28 protein-coding genes are annotated in these 22,202 nt (G+C 66.4%); 12 read left to right on the forward strand and 16 right to left on the reverse strand.

The annotated features are described in order from the left end of the window. From ACSBP4_RS13495 to ACSBP4_RS13510, 4 genes are all read right to left on the reverse strand, one after another. On the reverse strand, nucleotides 1–732 hold a 732-nt coding region (locus ACSBP4_RS13495), incomplete at its 3' end, for a tripartite tricarboxylate transporter permease (protein ID WP_435552517.1). A gap of 159 nt (nucleotides 733–891) precedes the next feature. Beyond that, a complete protein-coding gene (rpl12p, locus tag ACSBP4_RS13500) occupies nucleotides 892–1,239 on the reverse strand; it encodes a 50S ribosomal protein P1 (RefSeq protein ID WP_435552518.1) in 348 nt (115 codons plus the stop codon). 18 nt (nucleotides 1,240–1,257) lie between these two features. Beyond that, the gene (locus tag ACSBP4_RS13505) at nucleotides 1,258–2,307 is read right to left on the reverse strand and encodes a 50S ribosomal protein L10 (protein WP_435552519.1); all 1,050 of its coding nucleotides are present in this window, start codon (nucleotides 2,305–2,307) and stop codon (nucleotides 1,258–1,260) included. Then, entirely contained in the window at nucleotides 2,308–2,940 is a 633-nt protein-coding gene (locus ACSBP4_RS13510) for a 50S ribosomal protein L1 (protein ID WP_006181598.1), read from the reverse strand. Between the two features lie 276 nt (nucleotides 2,941–3,216). Here ACSBP4_RS13510 and ACSBP4_RS13515 point away from each other — a divergent pair, with 276 nt between their 5' ends. Beyond that, nucleotides 3,217–3,822, forward strand: a complete 606-nt coding sequence (locus ACSBP4_RS13515; RefSeq protein ID WP_371827945.1) for a hypothetical protein — start codon at nucleotides 3,217–3,219, stop codon at nucleotides 3,820–3,822. A gap of 164 nt (nucleotides 3,823–3,986) precedes the next feature. Here the strand turns inward: ACSBP4_RS13515 and ACSBP4_RS13520 are convergent, their stop codons facing one another. From ACSBP4_RS13520 to ACSBP4_RS13535, 4 genes are all read right to left on the reverse strand, one after another. Further along, on the reverse strand, nucleotides 3,987–4,475 hold the full coding sequence (locus tag ACSBP4_RS13520; protein ID WP_006181600.1) for a 50S ribosomal protein L11: 489 nt from the start codon (nucleotides 4,473–4,475) through the stop codon (nucleotides 3,987–3,989). A gap of 92 nt (nucleotides 4,476–4,567) precedes the next feature. Next, a complete protein-coding gene (gene cutA, locus ACSBP4_RS13525) occupies nucleotides 4,568–4,870 on the reverse strand; it encodes a divalent-cation tolerance protein CutA (protein WP_435552520.1) in 303 nt (100 codons plus the stop codon). A 58-nt stretch (nucleotides 4,871–4,928) separates the two neighbouring features. Then, nucleotides 4,929–5,117, reverse strand: coding sequence for an HEWD family protein (locus tag ACSBP4_RS13530; protein WP_049964300.1), 189 nt, complete (start codon nucleotides 5,115–5,117; stop codon nucleotides 4,929–4,931). Between the two features lie 216 nt (nucleotides 5,118–5,333). Continuing rightward, nucleotides 5,334–6,845 carry a phosphoenolpyruvate carboxykinase (ATP) gene (locus tag ACSBP4_RS13535; protein ID WP_435552521.1) on the reverse strand — a complete coding sequence of 504 codons (1,512 nt, stop codon included), beginning with the start codon at nucleotides 6,843–6,845 and terminating at the stop codon, nucleotides 5,334–5,336. A gap of 323 nt (nucleotides 6,846–7,168) precedes the next feature. On the opposite strand from ACSBP4_RS13535, the gene ACSBP4_RS13540 reads away from it, so the two are divergent. Beyond that, on the forward strand, nucleotides 7,169–10,597 hold the full coding sequence (locus ACSBP4_RS13540; protein WP_435552522.1) for a chromosome segregation ATPase: 3,429 nt from the start codon (nucleotides 7,169–7,171) through the stop codon (nucleotides 10,595–10,597). Between the two features lie 63 nt (nucleotides 10,598–10,660). On the opposite strand, the gene ACSBP4_RS13545 is transcribed toward ACSBP4_RS13540, so the two are convergent. Then, the gene (locus ACSBP4_RS13545; protein WP_006181605.1) at nucleotides 10,661–10,789 is read right to left on the reverse strand and encodes a rubrerythrin-like domain-containing protein; all 129 of its coding nucleotides are present in this window, start codon (nucleotides 10,787–10,789) and stop codon (nucleotides 10,661–10,663) included. Between the two features lie 201 nt (nucleotides 10,790–10,990). On the opposite strand from ACSBP4_RS13545, the gene ACSBP4_RS13550 reads away from it, so the two are divergent. Further along, nucleotides 10,991–11,173, forward strand: a complete 183-nt coding sequence (locus tag ACSBP4_RS13550) for a DUF7501 family protein (protein WP_006181606.1) — start codon at nucleotides 10,991–10,993, stop codon at nucleotides 11,171–11,173. Between the two features lie 386 nt (nucleotides 11,174–11,559). After that, a complete protein-coding gene (locus ACSBP4_RS13555; protein WP_136396849.1) occupies nucleotides 11,560–11,697 on the forward strand; it encodes a rubrerythrin-like domain-containing protein in 138 nt (45 codons plus the stop codon). Between the two features lie 74 nt (nucleotides 11,698–11,771). Here the strand turns inward: ACSBP4_RS13555 and ACSBP4_RS13560 are convergent, their stop codons facing one another. The 3 genes from ACSBP4_RS13560 to ACSBP4_RS13570 all read right to left on the reverse strand — a co-directional run bounded on the left by ACSBP4_RS13560 (nucleotide 11,772) and on the right by ACSBP4_RS13570 (nucleotide 13,256). After that, nucleotides 11,772–12,239 carry a hypothetical protein gene (locus ACSBP4_RS13560; protein ID WP_049964303.1) on the reverse strand — a complete coding sequence of 156 codons (468 nt, stop codon included), beginning with the start codon at nucleotides 12,237–12,239 and terminating at the stop codon, nucleotides 11,772–11,774. Nucleotides 12,240–12,332: 93 nt separating this feature from the next. After that, complete coding sequence (locus ACSBP4_RS13565) at nucleotides 12,333–12,782, reverse strand: hypothetical protein (RefSeq protein WP_006648792.1); 450 nt, start codon at nucleotides 12,780–12,782, stop codon at nucleotides 12,333–12,335. Between the two features lie 45 nt (nucleotides 12,783–12,827). After that, on the reverse strand, nucleotides 12,828–13,256 hold the full coding sequence (locus tag ACSBP4_RS13570; protein WP_435552523.1) for a hypothetical protein: 429 nt from the start codon (nucleotides 13,254–13,256) through the stop codon (nucleotides 12,828–12,830). 119 nt (nucleotides 13,257–13,375) lie between these two features. On the opposite strand from ACSBP4_RS13570, the gene ACSBP4_RS13575 reads away from it, so the two are divergent. The 4 genes from ACSBP4_RS13575 (at nucleotide 13,376) to ACSBP4_RS13590 (ending at nucleotide 15,995) form a co-directional block, all read left to right on the forward strand. Further along, entirely contained in the window at nucleotides 13,376–14,326 is a 951-nt protein-coding gene (locus ACSBP4_RS13575; RefSeq protein ID WP_435552524.1) for a hypothetical protein, read from the forward strand. A gap of 80 nt (nucleotides 14,327–14,406) precedes the next feature. Beyond that, on the forward strand, nucleotides 14,407–14,811 hold the full coding sequence (locus tag ACSBP4_RS13580; RefSeq protein WP_049964304.1) for an SHOCT domain-containing protein: 405 nt from the start codon (nucleotides 14,407–14,409) through the stop codon (nucleotides 14,809–14,811). 44 nt (nucleotides 14,812–14,855) lie between these two features. Continuing rightward, entirely contained in the window at nucleotides 14,856–15,641 is a 786-nt protein-coding gene (locus ACSBP4_RS13585) for an HAD-IIA family hydrolase (protein ID WP_049964305.1), read from the forward strand. 126 nt (nucleotides 15,642–15,767) lie between these two features. After that, entirely contained in the window at nucleotides 15,768–15,995 is a 228-nt protein-coding gene (locus tag ACSBP4_RS13590; protein ID WP_049905552.1) for a hypothetical protein, read from the forward strand. 135 nt (nucleotides 15,996–16,130) lie between these two features. On the opposite strand, the gene ACSBP4_RS13595 is transcribed toward ACSBP4_RS13590, so the two are convergent. Continuing rightward, entirely contained in the window at nucleotides 16,131–16,580 is a 450-nt protein-coding gene (locus ACSBP4_RS13595; RefSeq protein ID WP_006648798.1) for an acyl-CoA thioesterase, read from the reverse strand. A 157-nt stretch (nucleotides 16,581–16,737) separates the two neighbouring features. Between ACSBP4_RS13595 and ACSBP4_RS13600 the strand changes: the two genes are divergently transcribed. The 3 genes from ACSBP4_RS13600 (at nucleotide 16,738) to purM (ending at nucleotide 20,191) form a co-directional block, all read left to right on the forward strand. After that, nucleotides 16,738–18,510: a TraB/GumN family protein gene (locus ACSBP4_RS13600; RefSeq protein ID WP_435552525.1), complete on the forward strand. Its 1,773-nt coding sequence runs from the start codon at nucleotides 16,738–16,740 to the stop codon at nucleotides 18,508–18,510. Then, nucleotides 18,507–19,136 carry a metalloprotease gene (locus ACSBP4_RS13605; protein ID WP_006648800.1) on the forward strand — a complete coding sequence of 210 codons (630 nt, stop codon included), beginning with the start codon at nucleotides 18,507–18,509 and terminating at the stop codon, nucleotides 19,134–19,136. The genes ACSBP4_RS13600 and ACSBP4_RS13605 overlap by 4 nt, the downstream gene beginning before the upstream one ends. 62 nt (nucleotides 19,137–19,198) lie before the next feature. Continuing rightward, nucleotides 19,199–20,191, forward strand: a complete 993-nt coding sequence (purM, locus tag ACSBP4_RS13610; RefSeq protein ID WP_373630636.1) for a phosphoribosylformylglycinamidine cyclo-ligase — start codon at nucleotides 19,199–19,201, stop codon at nucleotides 20,189–20,191. A gap of 98 nt (nucleotides 20,192–20,289) precedes the next feature. Here purM and ACSBP4_RS13615 read toward each other — a convergent pair whose 3' ends face one another. The 3 genes from ACSBP4_RS13615 to ACSBP4_RS13625 all read right to left on the reverse strand — a co-directional run bounded on the left by ACSBP4_RS13615 (nucleotide 20,290) and on the right by ACSBP4_RS13625 (nucleotide 21,787). Then, a complete protein-coding gene (locus ACSBP4_RS13615; RefSeq protein ID WP_435552526.1) occupies nucleotides 20,290–20,712 on the reverse strand; it encodes a universal stress protein in 423 nt (140 codons plus the stop codon). Nucleotides 20,713–20,888: 176 nt separating this feature from the next. Beyond that, on the reverse strand, nucleotides 20,889–21,404 hold the full coding sequence (locus ACSBP4_RS13620; protein ID WP_049964308.1) for a macro domain-containing protein: 516 nt from the start codon (nucleotides 21,402–21,404) through the stop codon (nucleotides 20,889–20,891). A gap of 59 nt (nucleotides 21,405–21,463) precedes the next feature. Next, on the reverse strand, nucleotides 21,464–21,787 hold the full coding sequence (locus ACSBP4_RS13625) for a hypothetical protein (protein WP_049964309.1): 324 nt from the start codon (nucleotides 21,785–21,787) through the stop codon (nucleotides 21,464–21,466). 197 nt (nucleotides 21,788–21,984) lie between these two features. On the opposite strand from ACSBP4_RS13625, the gene ACSBP4_RS13630 reads away from it, so the two are divergent. Continuing rightward, the gene (locus ACSBP4_RS13630; RefSeq protein ID WP_006181622.1) at nucleotides 21,985–22,152 is read left to right on the forward strand and encodes a hypothetical protein; all 168 of its coding nucleotides are present in this window, start codon (nucleotides 21,985–21,987) and stop codon (nucleotides 22,150–22,152) included. Nucleotides 22,153–22,202 lie beyond the last annotated feature (50 nt).

Below are 22,202 nucleotides of genomic sequence, written 5' to 3' on the forward strand. Positions count from 1 at the left end.
GAGCGCGCCGGCGACCGCCGTCGTCCCGACGAACCGCCGCGAGGTCGTGACCGCCGTGCCCTCCTGGCGCGGGACGCCACCCCCGCGGACGGCGTCGATCAACACCGGCGCGCCGAACAGCCCGGCGAAAAGCGGTGCGAGGGTGCCGCCGGCCTCGAGCGGGGCGTCCGGCGAGAGATCCAGCGCGACCGCGCCGAGTCCGGTCGCCAGCGCGAAGGAAACGAGACCGCCGATCCGGCCGCGTCGGGTGGGTTCCGAGGCGATCAGCGCTACTGCTACCATCGCGAGGACGAGCGAGAGGTGAGCCCGAACCGTCGGATACGCGGCCGTTACGACCGCGGTCACGGGAAGCGCGAGCGGGACTGCCACGAGGACGGCAAGCAGGCTCCCCAGCGCCGACAGACGGATCGCCTCGTAGCCCCGCCCCGCGAGGACCAGTCGATGGCCGGGGAGGGCGGTGACGGCCATCTCGGCGTCGGGGACGCCCAGCGCCATCGCGGGGACGGCGTTCAGGAACGTGTGGACGACGCCGGCCGCGAGCATCGCACAGCCGACGAACAGCGGTGGGCCTGGCACCGACGGCACGACGCCGGCCAGCAGGAACGCGAAGTTGTTGGCGTGCAGTCCCGGCACGAGCCCGCTACAACACCCCAGTAGGGAGCCCGCCAGCACCCAACCTAGCAACTGGAGGGTCACCACCGGCTCGCTCACCACCTCGACTGGCGCGGGCATCCCCGGCTCTGGCCGCGGCTTCCCGTAAATGGTCTCGGGTCGGGGGTCGCGTCGCTCGAGCGGATCCTCGATACGGTCACCGCGACGGCGTCGCCACTCGCCCTCGAGCGTCAATAAAAAGTCGGGATCGGATGTCGTCGAAACCGGATCGACGGGACGTTATCCGAAGAGTTCGCCGAGGCCCTCGCCGTCGGCCTCGTCGTCATCGTCGTCGTCGTCCGTCGTGTCCGGCACGTCGCTGGTCTCCTCGGCCTCTTCCTCATCGTCGCCGTCGTCGTCGGCTTCCTCGGCACCTGCAGCGCCGCCCGCGGCGGCCCCGCCGGCGGGGACGGCTGCGGCCTCGGAGACCGCGTCGTCGATGTCGACGTCCTCGAGCGCGGCGACGAGGGCCTTGACGCGGGACTCCTCGACGTCGACGCCCGCGGCGTCGAGTACGTTCGTCAGGTTGTCTTCGTTGATCTCTTCGCCCGATTCGTTCAGGATGAGTGCAGCGTATACGTATTCCATTGTTGGGTCCTCCGTTAGTTATCCGAACATCTCGCCGAGACCGGCCGCGCCGTCACCGTCGTCTTCGTCGTCATCGTCGTCGGTGTCGGCGTCTTCGGTCTCGGCCTCCTCTGTCTGGTCGTCTGCCGATTCGTCGTCAGCGTCGCCCTCATCGGCGGCCGCCGGCTGGGCGGCCGCGTCGACGTCCTGCAGTTCCTCGGGCAGGGCGTCCTCGTCGTCGATCTGGGCCGCGAGCGCACGCAGCTGTGCGTCGGCCTTGCTGACGAGGTCGGGCATGAGTTCTTCGTCCTCGATGGCGGCCTGCAGGCCGAGGCTCTTGGCCTCGCCCGTGGCCTTGGCGATGAGCGTCGGCGCCGTACTCGCGGTCGGGAAGCTCGCGTTGATCGCGAGGTTCCGTGCGCGGGCGGCGGCCGTCGACACGTCGCTCTCGTAGGCCTCGACGTCGATGTCGAGGTCCTCGGGGTCGAAGCGAACGCCGTCGGCGACGACGGCGCGCAGGTCGAGCCCGACTTCCTTGGGCTCGATCCCGAGTTCGTTGAGGACGTTCGCCAGATCCGCGGAGACTTCCTCGCCGGCCTCGAGAACCGTCGAGTCCTCCATGACCTGAATCGAGCCGTCCTCGATGCGCGCGTTCGCGCCGATGCTCTGGAGTTCGCCGACGAACGGCCCCGGATCGACACCGGTGTCCCCTTCGGGGATTACGATGTCGTTCGGCGCAACCTCGCCCTCGTTGATCGGTGCCGGCGTCTTCGACGCCTCGAGTTCCTTGTACAGCGAGAACGGGTTCTCGTTCGTGCCGACGATACCGACCTGGCCCTCGACGTGTTCGACGAGGTCACCGAAGCCGGCGTCTTCCAGCGCGCGGGCCTGCAGCGTGTTGCGGCTGACCCGCAGCTGGGCCGTGCCGTACAGGTCCCGGCGCATGTCCTGGAGCTGTTTCGAGGGGATGCCGGCGATGCCGACGATGCCGACGCTGTCGTAGCGCTCGATGATCTCCTCGAGCTCCGCGACTTCTTCTTTCTTCCACTGGGGAAGGTTCTCGGTCTTGCGTTCGGCCTGTGCGCTCATTTAGGCCACCTCCACGGACGGCCCCATCGTCGTCTTCACGTAGACGGCGTCGATGTTCTGGGGGCCCTTCTCGAGGTCGGCGTGCAGGCGTCGCAGGATGACGTCGATGTTGTCGCCGATGTCCTCGGCGTCCATGTCCTCGGCACCGACGAGGGTGTGGAACGTTCGTCGGTCGCCGGAGCGAAGCTGCACGGTGTTTTTGAGCCGGTTGACGGTTTCGACGACGTCGTCGTCGGGCGAGAGCGGGTCCGGCATCTTCCCTCGGGGACCGAGAATGGTACCCAGGTGCCGGGCGATGTCTTGCATCATCGCCTCTTCGGCGATGAAGAAGTCCGTCTCGTCGGCCATGTCTTTGGCCTCGTCGTCGTCCAGATCCGCGACGTCATCGGCCGAGAGAACCTCGTCCGCCGCCTCCTCGGCGCGGACTGCGGTCTCTCCCTCGGCGATGACGACGATGCGGGTCTCCTGGCCGGTTCCGGCCGGCAGGACGATCGACTCGTCAACGCGGTTCGACGGTTCGTTCAGGTCTAAGTCGCGCAGATTAATCGCGAGGTCTACCGTCTCGGTAAAGTTCCGGTCCGGCGAGTCCTCGAGTGCGCGGGCTACTGCTGTTTCAATATCCGAATCTGCCATCGTTCACCTCCGTAGTACGCAGGACTGCTCCTACGGGTCAGTGAAACAGGCGATGCCTGTCTCTTTTGAACCAAGTGCGATGCTGGACTTAAACCCGTCGAACTACCCGCGCGCTCGCGTCAGGGCCGAACGCGGCGATCTCCGACGCGTACTCGGATCGTAGTCGATGAACGGGCCGCGAGTCCGTTCCGTCAGCGCAGCTATCAGTTTCGTAAGGAATCATTACAGTCCATTTCACCGAAAGTTCTATTATGCGTTGTCGTATACCATTCGTCTATGTGGCCATTAGACTTATATACCAGTATTGGGCCGGCAGTACTCGGCTCGATCGCCATGCCGGCGGCCGGCGGTGAACTCGAGGCATATCGATCGCTCGACCCGCTCTTGCGGGCGGGGATTCAGTTCGCAGGGACGGTCCTCGTCGCGATGGTCGTGCTGGGGCTGCTCCAGAACTTCGGGACGCGAGCGATCGCGAAGTCCCGCCGCAGCCCGGTCATCTCGATCTGTCTCGGACTGCCGAGCCTGCTCGTCGTCGCCGGGCTCGCGGGGACGGGGTATCTCATCGTCGACACGAGCGTCGGGACGTTCTTTGGCATCCCGCTTGTCATCCTCGGGGTGACGGTCCTGCCGGCCGCGATCGCGATCGGATTCACCGCGCTCGGGCGCAACGCGGCCGCGATCGTCGGCCGCGATCGTCTCTGGACCGGTATTCTGGTCGGCGGGCTCATCCACGGGGCCGCCGGCCTGGTGTTCCCGGCGACGGTGGCCGTCGCCGCCCTCGCCGGCGCGCTCGGCATCGGTGCCGGCGTCCGCGTGCTGGTCGGCGGCGTCGGCGCGGCCCGCCCCGACGACCGGACCGTCCCGCCCGCGAACAAGATCTGAATCGGCCCGCCACCCCCGCCGGCGCTTCGCGTCCTCTATACCGTTCCGACGACTCGTAGCCTCGCGTGAACGCCTGCTACAGAAGATAGCACTGTAGGGTTCGCAACGACGCGCGCGGCTACGCACGCGACATCGAGAAACGACAAAACTCGGTCGGCCCGTGATTACGCTGCCGCTTCGTCGACGAGTACGTCGTCGTACTCGCCGTCATCGACGCGCTCTTTGAACTCTCGAGCGTCGTTGCCCTCGATGGTGACGCCCATCGAGGCACAGGTACCGACGACTTCCTTCGCCGCGTTGCGGAGGTCGTAGGCCAGCAGGTCGGGGTGTTTCTGCTCGGCGATCTGTTTGACCTGATCAACCGAGAGGTCGGCGACGAAGTCCTTCTGGGGCTCGCCGCTGCCGGTCTCGAAGCCGGCCTCGTCCTTGACGAGTTCGGCCGTCGGCGGGACGCCGACGTCGATCTCGAAGGAGCCGTCGTCGTCGTAGTCGACGGTGACGGGGACTTCGGTCCCGTCGAACGCTTCGGTCTGGTCGTTGATCTCCTGTACGACGGCCTGCACGTCGACGGGGGTCGGTCCAAGCTCGGGACCGAGCGGCGGGCCAGGATTGGCCTGGCCACCCGGAACGAGCACTTCGATGGTTCCAGCCATATCCGTCACAACCCGTGCGCGAGTTTTAAGGGTTGCTAATTCGCGCAGTCATCGTCTGTGACCGTCTCACGTGCGGGTCCGATCGCCCGTCACTACTCGACGCTATCGGCGCGCCACGTCGCAAATGACTCGAGGACGTCGCTCTCGTCGAAGCGTTCGATACAGGGCACGTCATTGGGATGCAGTTGCAGGACGCGGTCGACGAGGTCGTCGTAGGCGTCGTCGGTGGTCTTCGCCAGCAGGACGACCTCCTCGTCGCGGTGGATTTCTCCCTTCCAGCGGTACGTCGAAGTCGCCTCGAGGCGATTGATGCAGGCCGCAAGCCGTTCCTCGACGAGCGTCTCGGTGATTTCCGCAGCCGCCTCGGGCGGCGCTGTGACGTAGACGGTCGGCATATCCGACGCTACGCTCGAGGTGGGCAAAAACGTCCCGTCACGGGACACGTTGCCCGGGCTACCCGTCGTCGTTGACCGGATTGAACGTACCGTTGATGTCCCACTCGTGGATGCAGTGTGGGTTACCGACTTGCTTCTCGTCGTCCTCGAGCGCGAGTTGCCAGGCCTCGAGGTTCTCGTCCCATCGTTCGACTCGACTGCATTCTTCGCAGACTCTCGCGGTCGGTTTCCGTACCTGTGTACTCATTATTGGTCCGTGGGAACTCGACACATATAACGGTATCCGTGCGCGGCAAGTGCTGCCTCGCCGCTCGAAAATCGGGCGTCAGACGGTTTTCCGTGCCGATTTCCCGGTGGAACCGCAGGACGGTCGCGGTCCCGCCGGCAATGACGGACGGGAGACCGTATCAGTCTGAAGTCCGGGGACAGTTGGTTGTGGCCGGTCCGAGACCGGAACTGGCGATCAGTAGACGGCGTCTTTGATCTCGTCGCGGAGTTCGTCGAACTGCTCTAGGTACTCGCGGCGCTCGGCGCGCAACTCGGCGAGTGCGTCCTCGTAATCGTCGACGTGGTCGGGGACGTAGTAGTCCTCGATGTCGAGTTCCGGGATCGACTCGGGGACGGTCAGGCCCATCCGCTCGTCGTCCGTCCACTCGATGGTGCCGCGAGCGGCCTCGGTGAGGATCGTCACTGACTCGGTGACGCCGATGTCCTTGGATTTGTCGCCGAGATACCCCGTGTTGATGACGTAGCAGTCGACGTCGAGGATGTCGATCAGTTCGTGGAAGATGTTCCCCTCCTCGCCCGCCGGCCCGACGATGAAGGGGTTGGTGCCGACGACGCGGATCGACTCGCCGGCACGGGAGGGGTCGCCCGCGCTGGTCTCGATCGACTCGCCGAGCATGAACGCGACCGCGGCCTGTTCCTCGTCGAGTTTGGCGACCGGCGGCATCAGGGGGTTCCGGGTGATGAAGAAGGCCTGATCCATGCTCCCGAGGTCGATCTCCTCGTCGGCGCTCTCGAGTTGGTCGCGCTGGATGATCGCGCGGGAGTTCGAGGTATGGCGGTCCTCGTCGAAATCGACGGTACCGTCGTCGTCGACCGCGACGTTCTCCAAGATCGCCGACTCGTCGGTCGCGGCCGCGTAGAGTTCGGGCTGTTCGTCCTCGCCGAGGCCGATCGTCTTGATGAACAGTCCCTGGCCTTCGCTGCCGGCGACGGAGCCGTCCGAGAGCAGTCCACAGACGTCGTCCTGCAGCATCGAGGCGTCCTCGGGGTCCTCGAGCCAACAGCCGTGGGAGGTAAGCGTCGACTTACCGGTCGCGGACAGCCCCATGAAGACCTGCCCGACGGTCCGGAGGTCGCCGTCCGCGTCGCGGACGCGGACCCGTTTGCTCCCCGCGTGGAGCCCCAGACCGCCCTGCTGTTTGATCCGGTACATGAACAGCCGGAGGAACGACTTCTTGGCTTCGCCGGTGTAGTCGCTGCCCAACACCGCGGTGAAGCCGGTGTCGGGAAGCACGCGGATGGCGGTCTCGTCGTAGTCGGGGAGCTGGACCGTATAGAGGTCCGGGTCCCGGCCGTCGGCGGGCTCGAACAGGTTCGCCCACGCGTAGGCGATGCGAGCGTGTTCGACGGGGACGAAGAGCCGACAGCAAAACGACGCCTCGGGATGGCGGCCCATCAGTCGGTCGACGCAGACGAACTCGGTCTCGTCGGTACGATTGACGGCGTCGTCGATCAGTTCGTGATCGCGCTCGTCGAACTCGTCGTCGACGGCGTTTTTCGTCCGATCGGCGCTCCGCGAGCGGAACTCACTGACGTAGGATGGCGACCCGAACTCGGTGGTCGTCTCCTCGTGGTCGGCGAGTTCCCGTAGTTCCTCGAGCGACGGGTTATACCGGACGTTCGACGCTGTGGTTGGATCCGGAAGCTGTCGGACCAGCGGACGGGACTCCGTCCCGGTTTCAGACATACACCTAAGTCACCATCTTCCTGATGCATAAGCGTGAAGGATTTTCGTCGTCGTGTGTCAGGACCTACCCAGTGACCGAGTAACGTATAGCGGTTCCTAGCCCGGAGACGGCCGTGTGTAACGATCTCATTACTAGGGCCGAAAGAGTACTATTTCTGGTAGGAACTAATGAGTACTCGAGTCAGAAATAATTCTAATCGAGTCGCATTCCGTCGATAGCGGGAGTGTCCAGTGGTGGCGGTCAGCGGGCGCCGGCAGCGCCGATTTTCACATCTGGTACTGGGGGGCAAACTTCCAATAGGGCGGTCGAAGTTGCCGGGGGCATGGCATACGGTCTCGACATCGGCCCGGGGACGGTACGGGCCGCTACAGACGCGGACGGAGGGGAGGGGATCGACGCGGTCCCGCCGGTCGTCGTTCCGGTCGACGACGCCGCCCTCGAGGCGGCAGGGATCTCCGAGGACCGGACGATCCAGGCGGAGGGAACGACGTACGCGGTCGGCGACGACGCGCGGGCAGTCGCTGACGAAGTCGACGACACGCCCCGGTCAGTGTTCGACGGCGGCGTCCTCGCGGCGGAGACAACGGCGTATGCGACACCCGCGCTGGATACCGTCGTCAGCGACCTCCTCGAGGGGGAGTCCGACGGGCAACTCTGTTATACGACACCCGGGCCGCTGATCGACGCGACGGCCTCGGCCGATGCGCATCGCGAGGCGGTCGAGACCGCGCTGGCCGATCGTGGTCTCGAGATGACGCCGATCAGCACGGGGTTTGCGGTGATCTACGATCAATTGGCCGGCGACAACTACACCGGGCTCGGGATCAACATCGGAGCCCGGACCACGAACGCGACGCTCGCGTACTACGGCGTCCCGGCGATGACCTGTTCGCTCTCGAAGGGCCGGGAGTGGCTCGTCGAGCGGGCGGCCGCCGAAACGGGCCACGAACCGGCACAGGTCGCCGGCGTCCTCGCGGAGTTCACGCTCGATCCGGACGCGGCGGCCGGCGAGATCGAGAGCGCGCTCGCAGAGGCGTTCGACGGGCTGATCGCCGCATTGACCGAGGCGATCCGCGAGGAGGCCGACGAGAGCGATGTCCAGGAGGGGCTGTCCGTCCCGATCGCCATCGCGGGGGCGGGTGCGGTCGAGGGCGTCGAATACCTGTTCGGCGGGCGGTTCGACGCCGCCGCGCTCCCGTTTTCGGTTCGCGGCGTCCGGCTCGCCCCCGCACCCGCGGAAAGTGCCGCTAGAGGGGCCCTCGCGGCGGCGAAAGACGACGTCGACGCCGACGAGACGATCACGTGGGAGGCCCCGACGCCCGGCGGCGACGAGGGAGACACCGTCACCGACCCGAGCGCCGCTGCCGACGAATCGGGGGGCGGCGAGGCGTCGACGACCGGCGATCCGACCGAACTCGCGTTCGACGAGCCGTCACACACCGATCCCAGCGACGACGCCATCGATCAGTTGTTCGACCGACTCGCCGATCGCGACGCGGAGATCGAGTCGGTCCGGGCGGACGTCGAGGGGCTGATCGAGGACCTCGAGTACGTCGAGGAACGGACTGCGCCGGCCGAGGCGGTCGACGAACTCGACGGGCGCCTCGAGTCGTTCGCCGACGAACTGACCGACCTCGCGGACGAGAGCGAGACCCACGCCGACGAGTCGACCGTCGCGGCCGTCTCGGACGACGTCTCCCGGCTCGACGACGATCTCGCGGCGCTGTCGGACGCGCTCGCGGCCCTCGAGGGGGAGATCGAGGGCGTCGACGACGAACTGGCGGAACTGGACGCGACCGCGGCCGACGAGCGGGCTGCCCTCGAGGAGCGGCTGGACGACCTCGGAAGCGATCTCGACGCGGTAACCGAACGGACCGAAACGGCCGAGAACGGCCTCGACGACCTTCGGGACGACCTCGAATCCCTCGAGGAAACCGCGGCGACTGAGACGGATCTCGCGGCCCTCGAGGAGACGACCTCGGAGTTGGCGGCGGATCTCGACGCCCTCGAAACGGCGACTGACCGCGCCGAAACCAGACTCGAGGGGGTCTCGGGACGACTCGAGGAGTTGCGTACCCGGATCGATGGCGTGTCGGGACGGCTCGAGGAACAGTCCGAGCGGACCGACGCGCGGGTCGACGAGGTCGAGGCCACGATCGACGAGGAGATCGCAGCCGTCGAGGCCGATCTCGACACCGTTCGCGAGCGGCTTGACGAGCGGACCGAGACGCTCGACGACGATCTCGAGGCGCTCTCGGACACGCTCGCGACCCTCGAGGAAGCGGCCGCGACCGACGAGCGAGTCGCCGAGATCGCGCACGATCTGGCGGCCCTCGAGACGGCACTCGAGGAAGTCGACGGGACGGTGGCGACCGTCTCGGACTCGCTGGCCGATCTCGAGGACCGGGCCGCTGACACCGAGACGGTCGAGGGAATCGCCGACGATCTGTCGGCCTTCGAGTCGGATCTCACGGCCCTCGATGAGGATCTCGCAGCGCTGACAGCCGACCTCGAGTCGCTCGACGATGCCCTCACGGAGCGGGTGGAGGCGGCGGCGTCGGAGCTAGAGGGGCGGATCGATCGGGTGGAGTCGACCCTCGAGGGTCGACTCGAAACTACGACCGACGAGATCGCTACGGATCTCTCGACACTCGAGACAACGGTCGACCGGCTCGACGACGAGGCAGTCACGGCGGAGACGCTCGCGGCGGTACGGGAGTCGGTGACCGAAACCGCCGATGGGATCGAGACGGTGGCCGACGACGTGGAGTCGATCGACGCCGATCTCGCAGCCGTCGAGGGTCGGTTAGACGGCCTCGAGGACGAACTGGCGGACGTAGCCGACGTTCGGACAACGCTTGAGGACGAGATCGACGACGTACGGGCGTCGTTCGACGACCGTGTCGACGATGTCGAGACCTCGCTCGCGGACGACGTCGCCGCCCTCCGGGCCGACCTCGAGTCCGAAACCGCATCGTTGACCGAGACGGTGGCGGCGCTCGAGGCCGAGTCCGACGACGCCGACCAGCGGCTGGCCGACCACGACGACCGACTCGCGGACGTTTCGGCGACGCTCGAGGCGGTCGAATCCGAACTCGAGGCGATCGGTGGCGACCTCGACGGGCTCTCGGAACGGGTCGACGATGCTGCCAGCGAGCGTGAGCTGTCGGCTCTCGAGGACGACGTTTCCGCGACCGCCGATCGTCTCGAGTCGCTGCAAGCGGCGTACGACGACCTCGCCGAATCAGTCGAGTCGATGCCGACGGCGTCGACGGTCGCGTCGCTCGAGGACGAGGTAGCAACGCTCGGAACCGACGTCCGAACGCTCGAGGGCGAACTGGAACCGCTCGAGAGCGACGTTCGGGCGCTCGAAGACGAGACGGCGACGCTCGGAACCGACGTACAGTCGGTCGAAAACGAGATCGACTCGATGGACGGACGGTTCGAGACGGTTTCGACGGGGTTGGCGGCTCTCGAGGATCGGGTCGAAGCCATCGACGCGCGACTCGACGATGTCGACGAGCGGGCGGACCGCACCGACGATCTCGAGGCGCTCCGGACGGACCTCGAGGCCGTTCGCGAGGAGACGACCGACGGTACGGCCCTTTCGCCCGCGGTGGCTGCAGGTGGTGGCGGCGCGGGCGTCGTCGCGGGCGGCGTCGCCGCCCTCACCGGTGGGACTGCCGTCGGGGCCGGCGCCATCGTCCTCGGCCTCCTGCTGGTCGGCGTCGCAGTGGCACTCGACCGTTGACTACCGTCCGCTACCGATTCCACAGGCTGACGGAACTGCCGGGAGACGGGGCGTTCGAACGTCCTACTGAATCAACTCGACGTTGCGCATCTCGCCCCCACAGTACGGACAGGTGCTGACGAGCGCGTCGCCGACCGTTTCCCGCCGCCCGCAGTCGACGCACTCGTACTCGCGTTGCTCCTCGAATGCCATGTGTTGTCATACTTCACGAGTCGGGTTAACTCTTGGCGTTGTAAACACGTCGGGAACCAACCAGTTGAACGACGAATCGGGGTACGGGACCGGTATCGTTCGAACTACCAACATCATAACTAATGACATTATATGGCATATGAATTGTAATAGATCCTAACGGGCGAGACTTATATGATAGTTCCTGATAGATATCGGTGCATGGCTGTGAACACGACGACGGACTGGTCCGACCCTGTCACGTGCCCGTTCTGCGGAGACGAACTCGCGTCGCCCGGTGCCGGCTTCGTCGACCATATCGACGAGAAAACCGACTGCGAGGAGGGGTTCGAACAGTGGCGACAGAACATCGCCGGCGACCTCGCCGGCGAATGGGCCGGATAGCGACCCGGTGACGACCGACTCGAGTATCGACCCCGTCGACGGCCGCGAGTAACTGCGTTTTCCGATCCACCGACTCCCGACCCGACTGAGCGTCGCGGAACCCGTTTCGCCACCGTCTGCTGTCGCCGACGACGACCGATAGGGACCAGACCAACGGTCGCGCAACACGAAACGATCGGCGACTCTCACCGTCGACCGCTCGGCTGACGACGACGGTGTCTCCGGGTACTCAAGCGTCGAGCGATTCGCGCTCGAGGTAACGACGGACGCCCCAATAGATGGACGACTGTGCAGTCCTAAACCGCATTCTGCGCACTAGTATTGTCTCTATCGACTCATACTGTCTTCTCGTACCGTTCTTCCGTGGTAGTCAATCACGGGCCAGCATGCACCCAGCGCCACACGCGGACGACGGATCGTACTACGAATGCCGGAACTGCGGCCACCGCGAGGTCGCGGACTCGCTCGGTCGCTGTCCGAAGTGCAATGGCCGTACACGGAACATCGCCGTGGCTCGCGAGTAACGCCGTTGCGGGCAGTCATCTCCCGTCCGGACCTGCCGAGTCGCGGTCGTAGCGTCGGTCGGCGCCGTCCGGACTCAGTCGAAGTCCGGCAGGTCCTCGGGCGGTTCGTACTCGGCCTCCCAGTCGACGTACTCCTCTTTGAGCGTGACCGAGACGATCTGGCCGAACTCGGTGAGTTCGGCGTTGATCGAGGAGACGGTCCCCCAGGTGTCGAGGTCCGGGTGGTACTCCCGGGCCTGCCAGTCCTCGGGAATGCCGGGCGCGTGATACCCGACGCGGTCGGCGAAGTCGTCCCAGAAGAAGTCAAAGCCAGCGAAGAGATCGAGGTCCCGCGCGATCCCGTACTCCCGGTCCTCGAGATCGGTGTCGGCGCGCCACTCGTCGAACGCCTCCGTCCAGGCTCCCTCCTCGAGGAAGGCCTGTAGCTCCTCGCGGCGGTAGTCGATCTCCTCGCCGCCGGCGCTGATGGTCGCGTCCTCGTACTCGTTGGGGTCGACGAACTCCAGTTCCGGCGGCTCGGGGGGCTCGACCTCGAGTGTCATATCCGGCCGTAGGTCGGGTTCCCGGATAAGAATTCCCACCGCGGTCGGTTTCGAACCGGGAAGCGACCGAGCCCGCGGCCACGCGGTCGGTCGCTACTCCCAAGTATAGCCGAACTCCTCGCCGTCGCGGTGGATGTAGTCGGTCTCCAGTACCTCGCTGACGATCCACCCCAGCGACTCCAGTTCCTCCTCGATGGTCTCGATGTCCACGTCGTCGAGATCGTCGTGAGCAGCGACCGCGTCCGTCGGCACCGACGGCACTCGGTAGCCGACGTCTTCCGCCGACTGGTTCCAGTAGAAGTCGAACGCGTCGAACAGCCCGTACTCTCGGACGAGCCGGAACTCCCGGTCGGTCAGGGACGTCTCCCGCGCCCACTGGCTGAAGGCGTCCTCCCAGGCGCCTCCCTCGAGGAAGTCGGCAAGCGCCTCGCGGCGGACGTTGTCCCCGGTTCGCTCGTCGGGTTCTTCGACGGCGTCGTAGTCGCCGAGGTGCTGGGAGCCGTGAAGCGACGGGGGATCGGGAACCTCGACATCGAGTGACATACTGGGCTTACGTCGAGTATCCGGATAAGGATTCCCCGCCGTCGACTACCCCCAGAGCGTTCCGAGCAGTCGACCGGTTCCCCAGCCGAGTAGCCCGACCGCGAGGCCGACGGCGACGGTTGCGACGAGCCACGTCCGGGGGTCCGAATCGAACCGGGAGACGCCGACGGCCGCCGACGCCAGCAGGGCCAGCACCGCGCCGATGGGGGCGGCGAGACCGAACAGCATCCCCCGTGGCAGGCCCTGGCCCACATATCCCGTTCCGGCTGCAACGAGGAATCCGAGGGCGAGAATCGCGTACAGAGCGGGTTCCGACAGCGCGTGGTACCCGCTCGCGTCGACGGTTCCGGTCACGTAGGCCAGACGCAGTCCGCCGGCGATCGTGCCGCCGGCGAGTGCGAGCAGCGTCCAGCGGAGCGCGACGAACTGGAAGCGATCGCCACCGAGTAGTACCGAGGGGACGGCCGATGTCACGGGGCGGACGACGGCCGCTAGCCCGATAATCCTACCTCAATACTCCTCTGTGAGAGACGCTGACAGTCGATCCGGTACGGAGCGATATTATAAAATTACGTTACAGTCCCAGATGGAAGATGATCCGGATCATGGACGCGAAAGATCCGACACGATTCGGGCGGCGCGGATTCCTCGCATCGATCGCGAGCAGCGGCCTGCTCGCTGGACTCGTCGGCGTGAGAAGCGCCGCGAGCGACGACGACGCGGGGCCGGTGACCGTCTCCGGTCGCCGCATCCATAAGTACCGACCGGACGGCGACTTCTTCGAACACGAACAGCGGTTCGTCAGCCCCGAGCTTCGGGACTACTACGGGAAAGCGACGCTGGTCTACGACGAGGGAACGATCCACCGACGTGCCGTCCCCGACGAGTACACCGACCCCGATCGCGCGTTCACCCTGAACTATCGCGACACGGCAGTGATCGGCCGGTTCCGGGAGTTCGATCGACTCGAGACAAAACAGCGGGACGCGGGAAGCGCGGACGCGGCGGTCGGGACGGCGTCGATCCCGGACTACACCGGACCGCTGTACGTCTACAACTCCGACGTGGACAACCCACAGGAGGAGGACCTGGGCGAGGCGACCGGCCCGATCAATGTCGGCTGGAACCGCGACCTCGATCGCGACGCCGCGTCGATCAACTCGCAGATGGAGTCGTGGGGGTGGACGTCGCTGTACGCCGGCAGCCCCGGCGACAGATACGTCATCATGGACGAGGACGCCTCCCTGCCCTACGTCACGAAACAGGACGAACACATCGTCAAGGGGCTGTCGACGCCGACGACTCAGTACCACGTCCGCGCGTACGACCTCCCCCAGTACGAGGAGGAGAACATCGCGGTCGCCGGCCAGGCGCACAAGGATCCCGTCCTCCACGACGGCCCGCCCTGGAACTTCGCCGAGGCCCGCGAGGCCGCCTCGAGCGCCTGGGACGACAACGGGTACTCGACCGTTTTCCACTACGTCGAGAACGGCGAGGGATACGACACTAGCGACGGATTCTTCGATCAGGTCCGGGCGGACTGATCGCGGGCTGTCTGCCGGTCGCGGCCGACCTGCGATCGCGGTCCCGTACAGTTATTTCAGCCGCCACACAACTAGCGCGTATGGCCAGCGGAAACGCCGGCGGCCGGGAGTATTCCCTCGTCGAACTGTTCGCCATGAAGTTCGTCCTGGCCGACGTCCTCATCATCGCTTTACTGCTGTTGGCTGGACCGATCTACGCTATTCTAGCTACTGCCGTGATCGTCCTCGGGGGACTGCTCCTGTGGTATCTCGCCGAGGGCGGGGGCGACGAGCCCGCCGTTTCCGAATCGTCCGCTTCGGCCGCCGAGTCCGATGCGGCCGCCGCTGAAACCGACCCCGTGACGACCTTACAGGAGCGATACGCCGCCGGCGAACTCTCAGACGCCGAGTTCGAGGCGAAGCTGGACCGACTGCTCGCGGCCGACGAACGGGCTGCCGATGCCGACGTCGAGACGGCGGACCTCTCACTCGAGCGCGAGCGCTGAGGCCATCCCAACACTCAATCGCCGGCCGGTCCTAGGGACGGCCGATGACCGACTACGAGGCGGCGATCCTCGACGTCGACGGGACGATCGTCCGGGGCGAGGAGTTGCTCCCCGGCGCGACCGACGGCTTACGCGCGCTCGAGGCCGCGGGCTGTTCGCGACTGCTCTTCTCGAACAACCCGACGCGGGGAAGCGATCACTACCGCGAAACGCTTGCGCCCCACGGGATCGATGTCGATCCCGAGACCGTCCTCACCTCCGCGACGGTGTCTGCCGAGTACCTCGCCGCCACCCACCCCGGCGAGCGCGTCTATCTCGTCGGCAGCGACCGGCTCGAGTCGATCCTCGCGGACGCGGCCGTCGCGCTGACGACCGAGCCCGACGAGGCCGAGGTCGTACTGGGGTCGTTCGACGAGACCTTCTCCTACGGCACCCTCTGGTCGGCCCTGCGGGCGCTCGAGGGAGACGTGCCGTTCTACGGCACCGACCCGGACGCGACGGTTCCGATCGACGACGGCGAGATTCCGGGTTCGGGCGCGATGATCGCCGCGATGGAGGCCGTCGCCGGCCGCGAGCCCGACGCGATCCTCGGGAAGCCCTCGTCGGTCGCGGCCACGGCCGCGATGGACCGGCTCGCGGCCGACCCCCGGAACACGCTGGTCGTCGGCGACCGGCTCGATACCGACATCGCGCTGGGGAATCGAGCGGGGATGGAAACTGCACTCGTCCTCACTGGCGTCACCGATCGGGCGGACCTCGCCGACGTCGGGGCCGACGCCGAACCCGATCACGTCCTCGAGTCGCTGGCCGCCGTCGACACGCTTCTCTGAGACGATCTGTCCCAATTTGCCGGTCCAACCGCAGGGTGGTCGCGGTTGCGCGGGAGCGACTTCCGGCGGGCCGTCTGCGACGCCTCGGGAGGTATATTTATCCGTGACTGTATCCATGTACGACACATGAGAGAACGAATCACAGCAGTGTTGTTGCGCGCTCGATACGCGGCCATCGGTGCAGCCGTCGGTGCAGCGATCGGCGGACTGTTCAGCCGCAACGCCGCGAGTACGGGCGGTGCGATCGGCGGGCTCGTCGGCGCGACCGTCGCCGACACCCGCGGCACGCTCGAGGGAACCCTCGAGGACCTCGGCGAACTCGACCCGCGGTCGACCGACGGCAGCGAGGAGTAACGCGACCGGGACGGTCCTCGTTTCGGGGACCCACGGACCCGTTTTTCGTTCGCGCCGGATAGCGAACGGCGTTGTCACCGCGTGATAGACGAGAGTGTGGAGAACCGAAACCGGAACTGGTTTCGGCCGCCCGGCTCAGTCCGCCCGGCCCAGATCGTCCGCCAGCGCTTCCTGTCGGAGCTGTTCGCCCTCCTCGGTACTGACGGTCAGCTCGGGGACGGTCGTCGGCGTGTTGTCGTCGTCGATCGCGACGTAGACGAAGTACGACTCGGTAGTCCGTTCGCGCTTGCGGGTCTGGAGGTTCTCGCGCTCGGCGATCAGCCGGACCTTCACGCTCGAGGTCCCGGCGTCGTAGACGTAGGCGGTGATGTAGGCGGTATCGCCGACCGGGATCGGTCGCTCGAAGTTCATCTGGTTGACGCGGGCGGTGACACACATCTCGCCGGCAAACCGCATCGCCGACATCGCGCCGACTTCGTCCATCCACTTCATCACATTGCCCCCGTGAGCGACGTCCAACATATTGGCGTGGTTCGGCTGGACCATCTCCCGGTTCTCGATTACCGTCTCCATGAGGTCCGTCATCGGCGGACGTTTTCCCACGGCGACAATCAGTCTTACTCTCGGCGGACCGCGGACGACTCGAGCGACGTGTCGCCGGTTCCGGAGCGCTCATCGTAGATATTTTACAGGGGTTCGTGGTCCGATACTGGTAAAAGTCGCCGCCGAGTTGGGGCGAGTAATGAGCGATGCAGGCGAGGCCGACGTGCCGGAGCCGCCCGAGCCACCCGACCGCGAGCGTGGCTCCGTCCAGGTTCTCGGGACGGCACACGTCTCGCAGGCGAGCGTCGACGAGGTACGGGACACCATCGAGCGCGAGCGACCGGACGTGGTCGCGGTCGAACTCGACGAGGGCCGGTACAACCAGATGCAGGGCGGCACGCCCGACGACGTCGAGGCCGAAGACCTGCTCTCGGGCAACACCGTCTTCCAGTTTCTGGCCTACTGGATGCTGTCGTACGTCCAGTCGCGGCTGGGCGACCAGTTCGACATCGAGCCCGGAGCGGACATGCGTGCCGCGATCGAGGCCGCCGAGGAACACGGCAGCGGCGTCGCCCTGGTCGATCGCGACATTCAGGTGACGATCCAGCGGTTCTGGAGTCGGCTCACGTTCACGGAGAAACTGAAGATGGTCGGCGGCCTCGCGCTCGGCATCACCGATCCCCGGACGCTCGGGCTGACGTTCGGCGCGATCGGCGGCCTGCTCGTCGGCTTTCTGGTCGCCGCGTTTATCGCCCCGCTGCTCGGGGTCGGTGACGTCTTGCTGCTCGGGATCACCGACGCCGCAACGCTGCAGTACGCCGGCGGCGCCGCCATCGGCGCGCTGGTCGGTGCCGTCGCCGGCCTGCTCGTCCTCCCGCCGCTCGAGTCGGCCGAAGAGTACACCGGCGGTCTCCTCTCGGGGTTCTCGATACGAGTTCTCGGGGGGATCGTCCTCGGCGTCGTCGCCTGTCTCGGGCTGGTCGCGACCGACACTTTCGTCGGCCCCTTCTCGGCGGCAAGTGTCGAGAGCGCCGGCATCTATGCGGTCCGCGGGAGTGCCGGAATGCTGGCGGGGCTCGGCGTCGGCGTCACGATCGGGGCGGTCGTCGGCCTCTTCCTCGACGCGGCCGGTGCCGACGTCGAGGAGATCGACGAGATCGATATCGAGGAGATGACCGACGGCGACGTGGTCGCCGCTATGATGGAGGAGTTCCGGCAGTTCAGCCCCAGCGGCGCGAACGCCCTGATCGACGAGCGCGACGCCTACATCGCATCGCATCTCAATGACCTTCGCGAGCAGGGGTACGACGTCCTCGCGGTCGTCGGGGCCGGCCACAGAGCCGGCATCGAACGCCACCTCGAGAACCCGGCGGAGATCCCCTCGCGGGAGTCGATCTCGGGGACCGCCTCGAGTCGCCGGTTCTCCCCGCTGAAGGTCCTCGGCTATCTCGTCATGGTCGGCTTCCTCGCGTTCTTCTTCCTGCTCATCATGGCCGGCGTCAGGAACGTCTTCCTGCTGAAGGTGTTCGCCGCCTGGTTCCTCTTTAACGGGATCTTCGCCTTTACGCTGGCGCGGCTGGCCGGCGCACGCTGGACCAGCGCGGGCGTCGGCGGCGCGGTCGCGTGGCTGACGAGCATCAACCCCCTGCTCGCGCCGGGCTGGTTCGCGGGCTACGTCGAACTCAAACACCGGCCGGTCAACGTCCGGGACATCCAGACGCTCAACGAGATCGTCGACGACACCGAGCGGCCGATCGACGAGGCCATGTCGGCGATGTTCGACGTGCCGCTGTTCCGGCTGATCATGATCGTCGCGCTGACGAACGTCGGAAGCATGATCGCGACCTTCCTGTTCCCCTTCGTCGTGTTGCCGTGGCTGGCCGGACCCGAGATCGGCGGCGTCGACGCGCTGATGGGCGAACTGTTCGAGGGGGCGAAGAACAGTCTCGAGCTGCTCCGGGGGCTGCTATGAGCCACCGAACGCGGGCCAGTTCCGAGCCCGAACTCACGTTCAGCGACCGGGAGCAACGCGATCTCGCGATCGCATGGGTCACCCTCAGCGTCGCCTTCGCCCTGATCTTCGCGCCCGTCCACCGGGGCGAGGCGGTCGGCCTCTTCCTCACGATGGTCGTGTTGAGCCTCGTCACGGTCGGCGTCGCCTTCCTGCTTCACGAGATCGCCCACAAGGTCGTCGCGGTCGAGTTCGGGCAGGTCGCCGAGTTCCGGGCCGACTATCAGATGCTGTTTCTGGCGCTTATGGGCGCGCTCGTCGGCTTCCTCTTCGCCGCGCCCGGGGCCGTCTACCACCGGGGCCGGATCACCCAGCGGGAGAACGGACTGATCTCGCTTGCGGGACCGGTGACGAACCTCCTGCTTGCGCTACTCTTTCTCCCGCTGATGGTCTTCCCGACCTACCTCGGGACGATCGGCCAGATGGGCGTCGGGATCAACATCGTGCTCGCCGCGTTCAACATGATCCCCTTCGGTCCACTCGACGGCAAATCCGTTCTCAAGTGGCACAAAGGCGTCTTTGCGCTGGTGTTCGTTCCCAGCGTGTTGTTGGCGGCAATCATCATCTTCTACGTCGGACTGTTCTGATCGCGGACGGCTCGCTCGAGCGGACCGGTGATCTTTTGCTCGCCCCGGGAGGTCGTTGAGACATGACCGACTCAGCCGACGACGCGGACGACGAGGGGCTCACCTACGCGGAGACGGGCGTCGACATCGAGGCCAGCGAGGACGCGACCGCGGCCTTGCTCGAGGCCTTCGGGAGCGGCCTGCGGACCGAGTACGCCGGGATGATCGACATCGGTGACCGGTATCTGGCGCTGGCGACCGACGGCGTCGGGACCAAGCTGTTAGTCGCCGAAGCCGTCGAGGACTTCTCGACGATCGGGATCGACTGCATCGCGATGAACGTCAACGACCTCGTGGCCGCGGGCGTCGAGCCCGTCGCGTTCGTCGACTACCTGGCGATCGACGAACCCGACGAGGACCTGACCAACGGGATCGGCGAGGGGCTCGCGGTGGGGCTCGAGCAGGCGGATCTCACGATGCTCGGCGGTGAAACGGCAGTCATGCCGGAGGTCGTCAAGGGGTTCGATCTGGCGGGCACCTGTGCCGGCCTCGCGGCCAAAGACGAGATCTTCGCCGGGGAGGCCGCGGCCGGCGACGCGCTCGTCGGGTTTCCCTCGAACGGCATCCACTCGAACGGGTTGACGCTGGCCCGCGAAGCCGTCACCCGCGACCACGAGTACACCGACGCGTTCCCGCTGGACCCCGAGACGACGATCGGCGAGGAACTACTGCGGCCGACCCGGATCTACACCGATCTGCTCGAGCCGATGCGCGAGTGCGGTGTCCGGGCGGCGGCCCACGTCACCGGCGGCGGCTGGACGAACCTGCTGCGGATGGGCGAGTACGAGTACGTCGTCGACGATCCGCTGCCGGCCCAGCCGATCTTCGAGTTCGTTCAGGAGGAGGGCAACGTCTCCGACGAGGAGATGCACCGTACGTTCAACATGGGCACCGGCTTCGTCGTCGCGGTTCCTGAAGACCGGGCCGCCGACCTCGTCGCCGAGACCGACGGACGGATCATCGGCCGCGTTACGGACGGCGACGGCGTCGAGATCCGCGGCTGCTCGCTGTCCTGAACTCGGACCGTTCGAAAAGCGCGGCGGTGTCCCCGGTTGGGTGGGAAGACGCGGCGCGGACGACACGAAATCAGGGGACCGACGGACGGCCGTGACGGTTAGACCGCCTGAACGGGGATATCGGTGTGTCGCATCACCCGGTCGGCGACGCTTCCGAGCGGCGTTCGTCGGTCGTCAGTCGCCCCGCGTCGCCCCATCACGATCAGATCGGTGTCACGCTGTTTCGCGAGTGACGTGATCTCCTCCCAGGGGAGCCCCCGGTGGCACTCGCGGTCGACGTCGAGTCCCCGACCGCGGGCCCGGTCCGCGATCTCCTCGAGCATTTCGATGGCCTCGTCCTCGACTTTCACGTGTTCGATCTCGGTACTACCCAGTGCCGGCGGCCGTCCGTGCCGGCGTTCGTCGACGACGTAGAGCAGCACGACGTCTGCGCCGTAGTTCTCGGCGAGGCTTAACCCCTGCTCGACCCCGCGGTTCGCCTGTTCGCTTCCGTCGGTCGGAATGAGGATCGTATCGTACATCAGCTATCACTCATCTGATGGTTCGATGGCAGCAGTGGTAAAACTAGCAGCCGTTCTCAGTACGTCGAAACCATCCTCGACGTTCCTACCCCCGACAGCCGTCGTTCACTGCGTGGCAGTCCGACCGAGCGGGACTCCCCGGCGCGGTCGGAATCCCCGTCGGCCGAGTGTTCCTGTCACCGGTCCGCGTCGCTCCCCGTGGCCGTCGCCGCACGAACCGTCTCGTACTCCGCGTCGCTGTAGGCGATGAACCGGACGTCCGCGAGCGAGTCGGGATCGTAGCGCTCGAGTGCCGCACCGATGATCGCGGCCCCGTCTGCGAGGTCGAAGCCGGCGACGCCACAGCCAAGCGCCGGGATCACGAGCGATCGACAACCCAGTTCGTCGGCCGTCTCGAGGCTGTTGTACGTCGCGTCTCGAATGCTCTCGGCGGTCGCCCGTCCGTCCCCGCCGTGGGGCATCGCGGCGGCGTGGATAACGTAGTCGGCATCGAGGTCGTAGGCGTCGGTGACCGCGACGGCACCGAGGTCGACCGGCCCCTTCGCCATGGCCGCCTCGTTGATCTCCTCGCCCGCCCCGCGCCGGAGCGCGCCGGCGACGCCCGATCCCATCCGGAGGGTCGTCCCAGCGGCGTTGACCACGGCGTCGGCTGACTGTGCGGCGATGTCACCCTGAACGACCTCGTACTCCATATTCGGGCGTTCCGGATCGAGCGCAATGAAACTGACCGTGGGTGTGAGGTGGGCTCGCCTCAGTCGGTCCGGCCCCACTCCGGGCCCGCCGGCTCGGTCGGGAGGTCGGCGTCCGCGATCCCGTAGAACTTCTCGCGGCCGACCGGTGAGCGCAGTCGGACGACGCAGGTGTAGTCCGTGACCGAGAACGCCGTTACCGTTCGTGAGGACCGGCGGTGTTCGAGCGCGAAGAGCCGCTCAGCGTCGGCCTCGACGGTGACGCGGTTGCCGAGCGACCAACTCAACGACTCGATGCGGCCGGTATCAACATCGAACAGGTGAGCGATCAGTTCGCGACCGCGCCGGTCCCGTGCCCCCTGTGATCGATCCCCGTGTAAGCTCATGAGAACAACGTTTCACTCGAGCATGAAAAAGGACACTATATTCGCGTGACGGTACTGTGGTCGTCCAGAAACGCTACGATAGGCCGCCACAGCGTCGAATTCTCGATCGCGTTCGAGACCAGGAACCGATCGCCCCGCTCCCGATATCTTAGGCCGACCAAAACCTTTTTAGATTTAGGCTCACCTAACTCCTCGTGATGGACGTACCCGCCCGCAGGGAGGAGCCCGAACTCGACGAGGACCAGGAGGAACCGGCGGCGGTCGTGACGAGCCACGAGACCCGCCCCGGAAAGACCGTCTTTACCGAACGCGACAACAGCGACGGCTGGATCGCGACCGATCTGACCGTCGACCTCGAGCGGTGAAGTCGTCGACGCTCGGGACCGACGATCGGTATCGACTACTGACTGCTCTC

This window comes from Natrinema sp. CGMCC1.2065 (assembly GCF_051225675.1).
GTDB classification, from domain to species: Archaea; Halobacteriota; Halobacteria; order Halobacteriales; family Natrialbaceae; genus Natrinema; species Natrinema thermotolerans.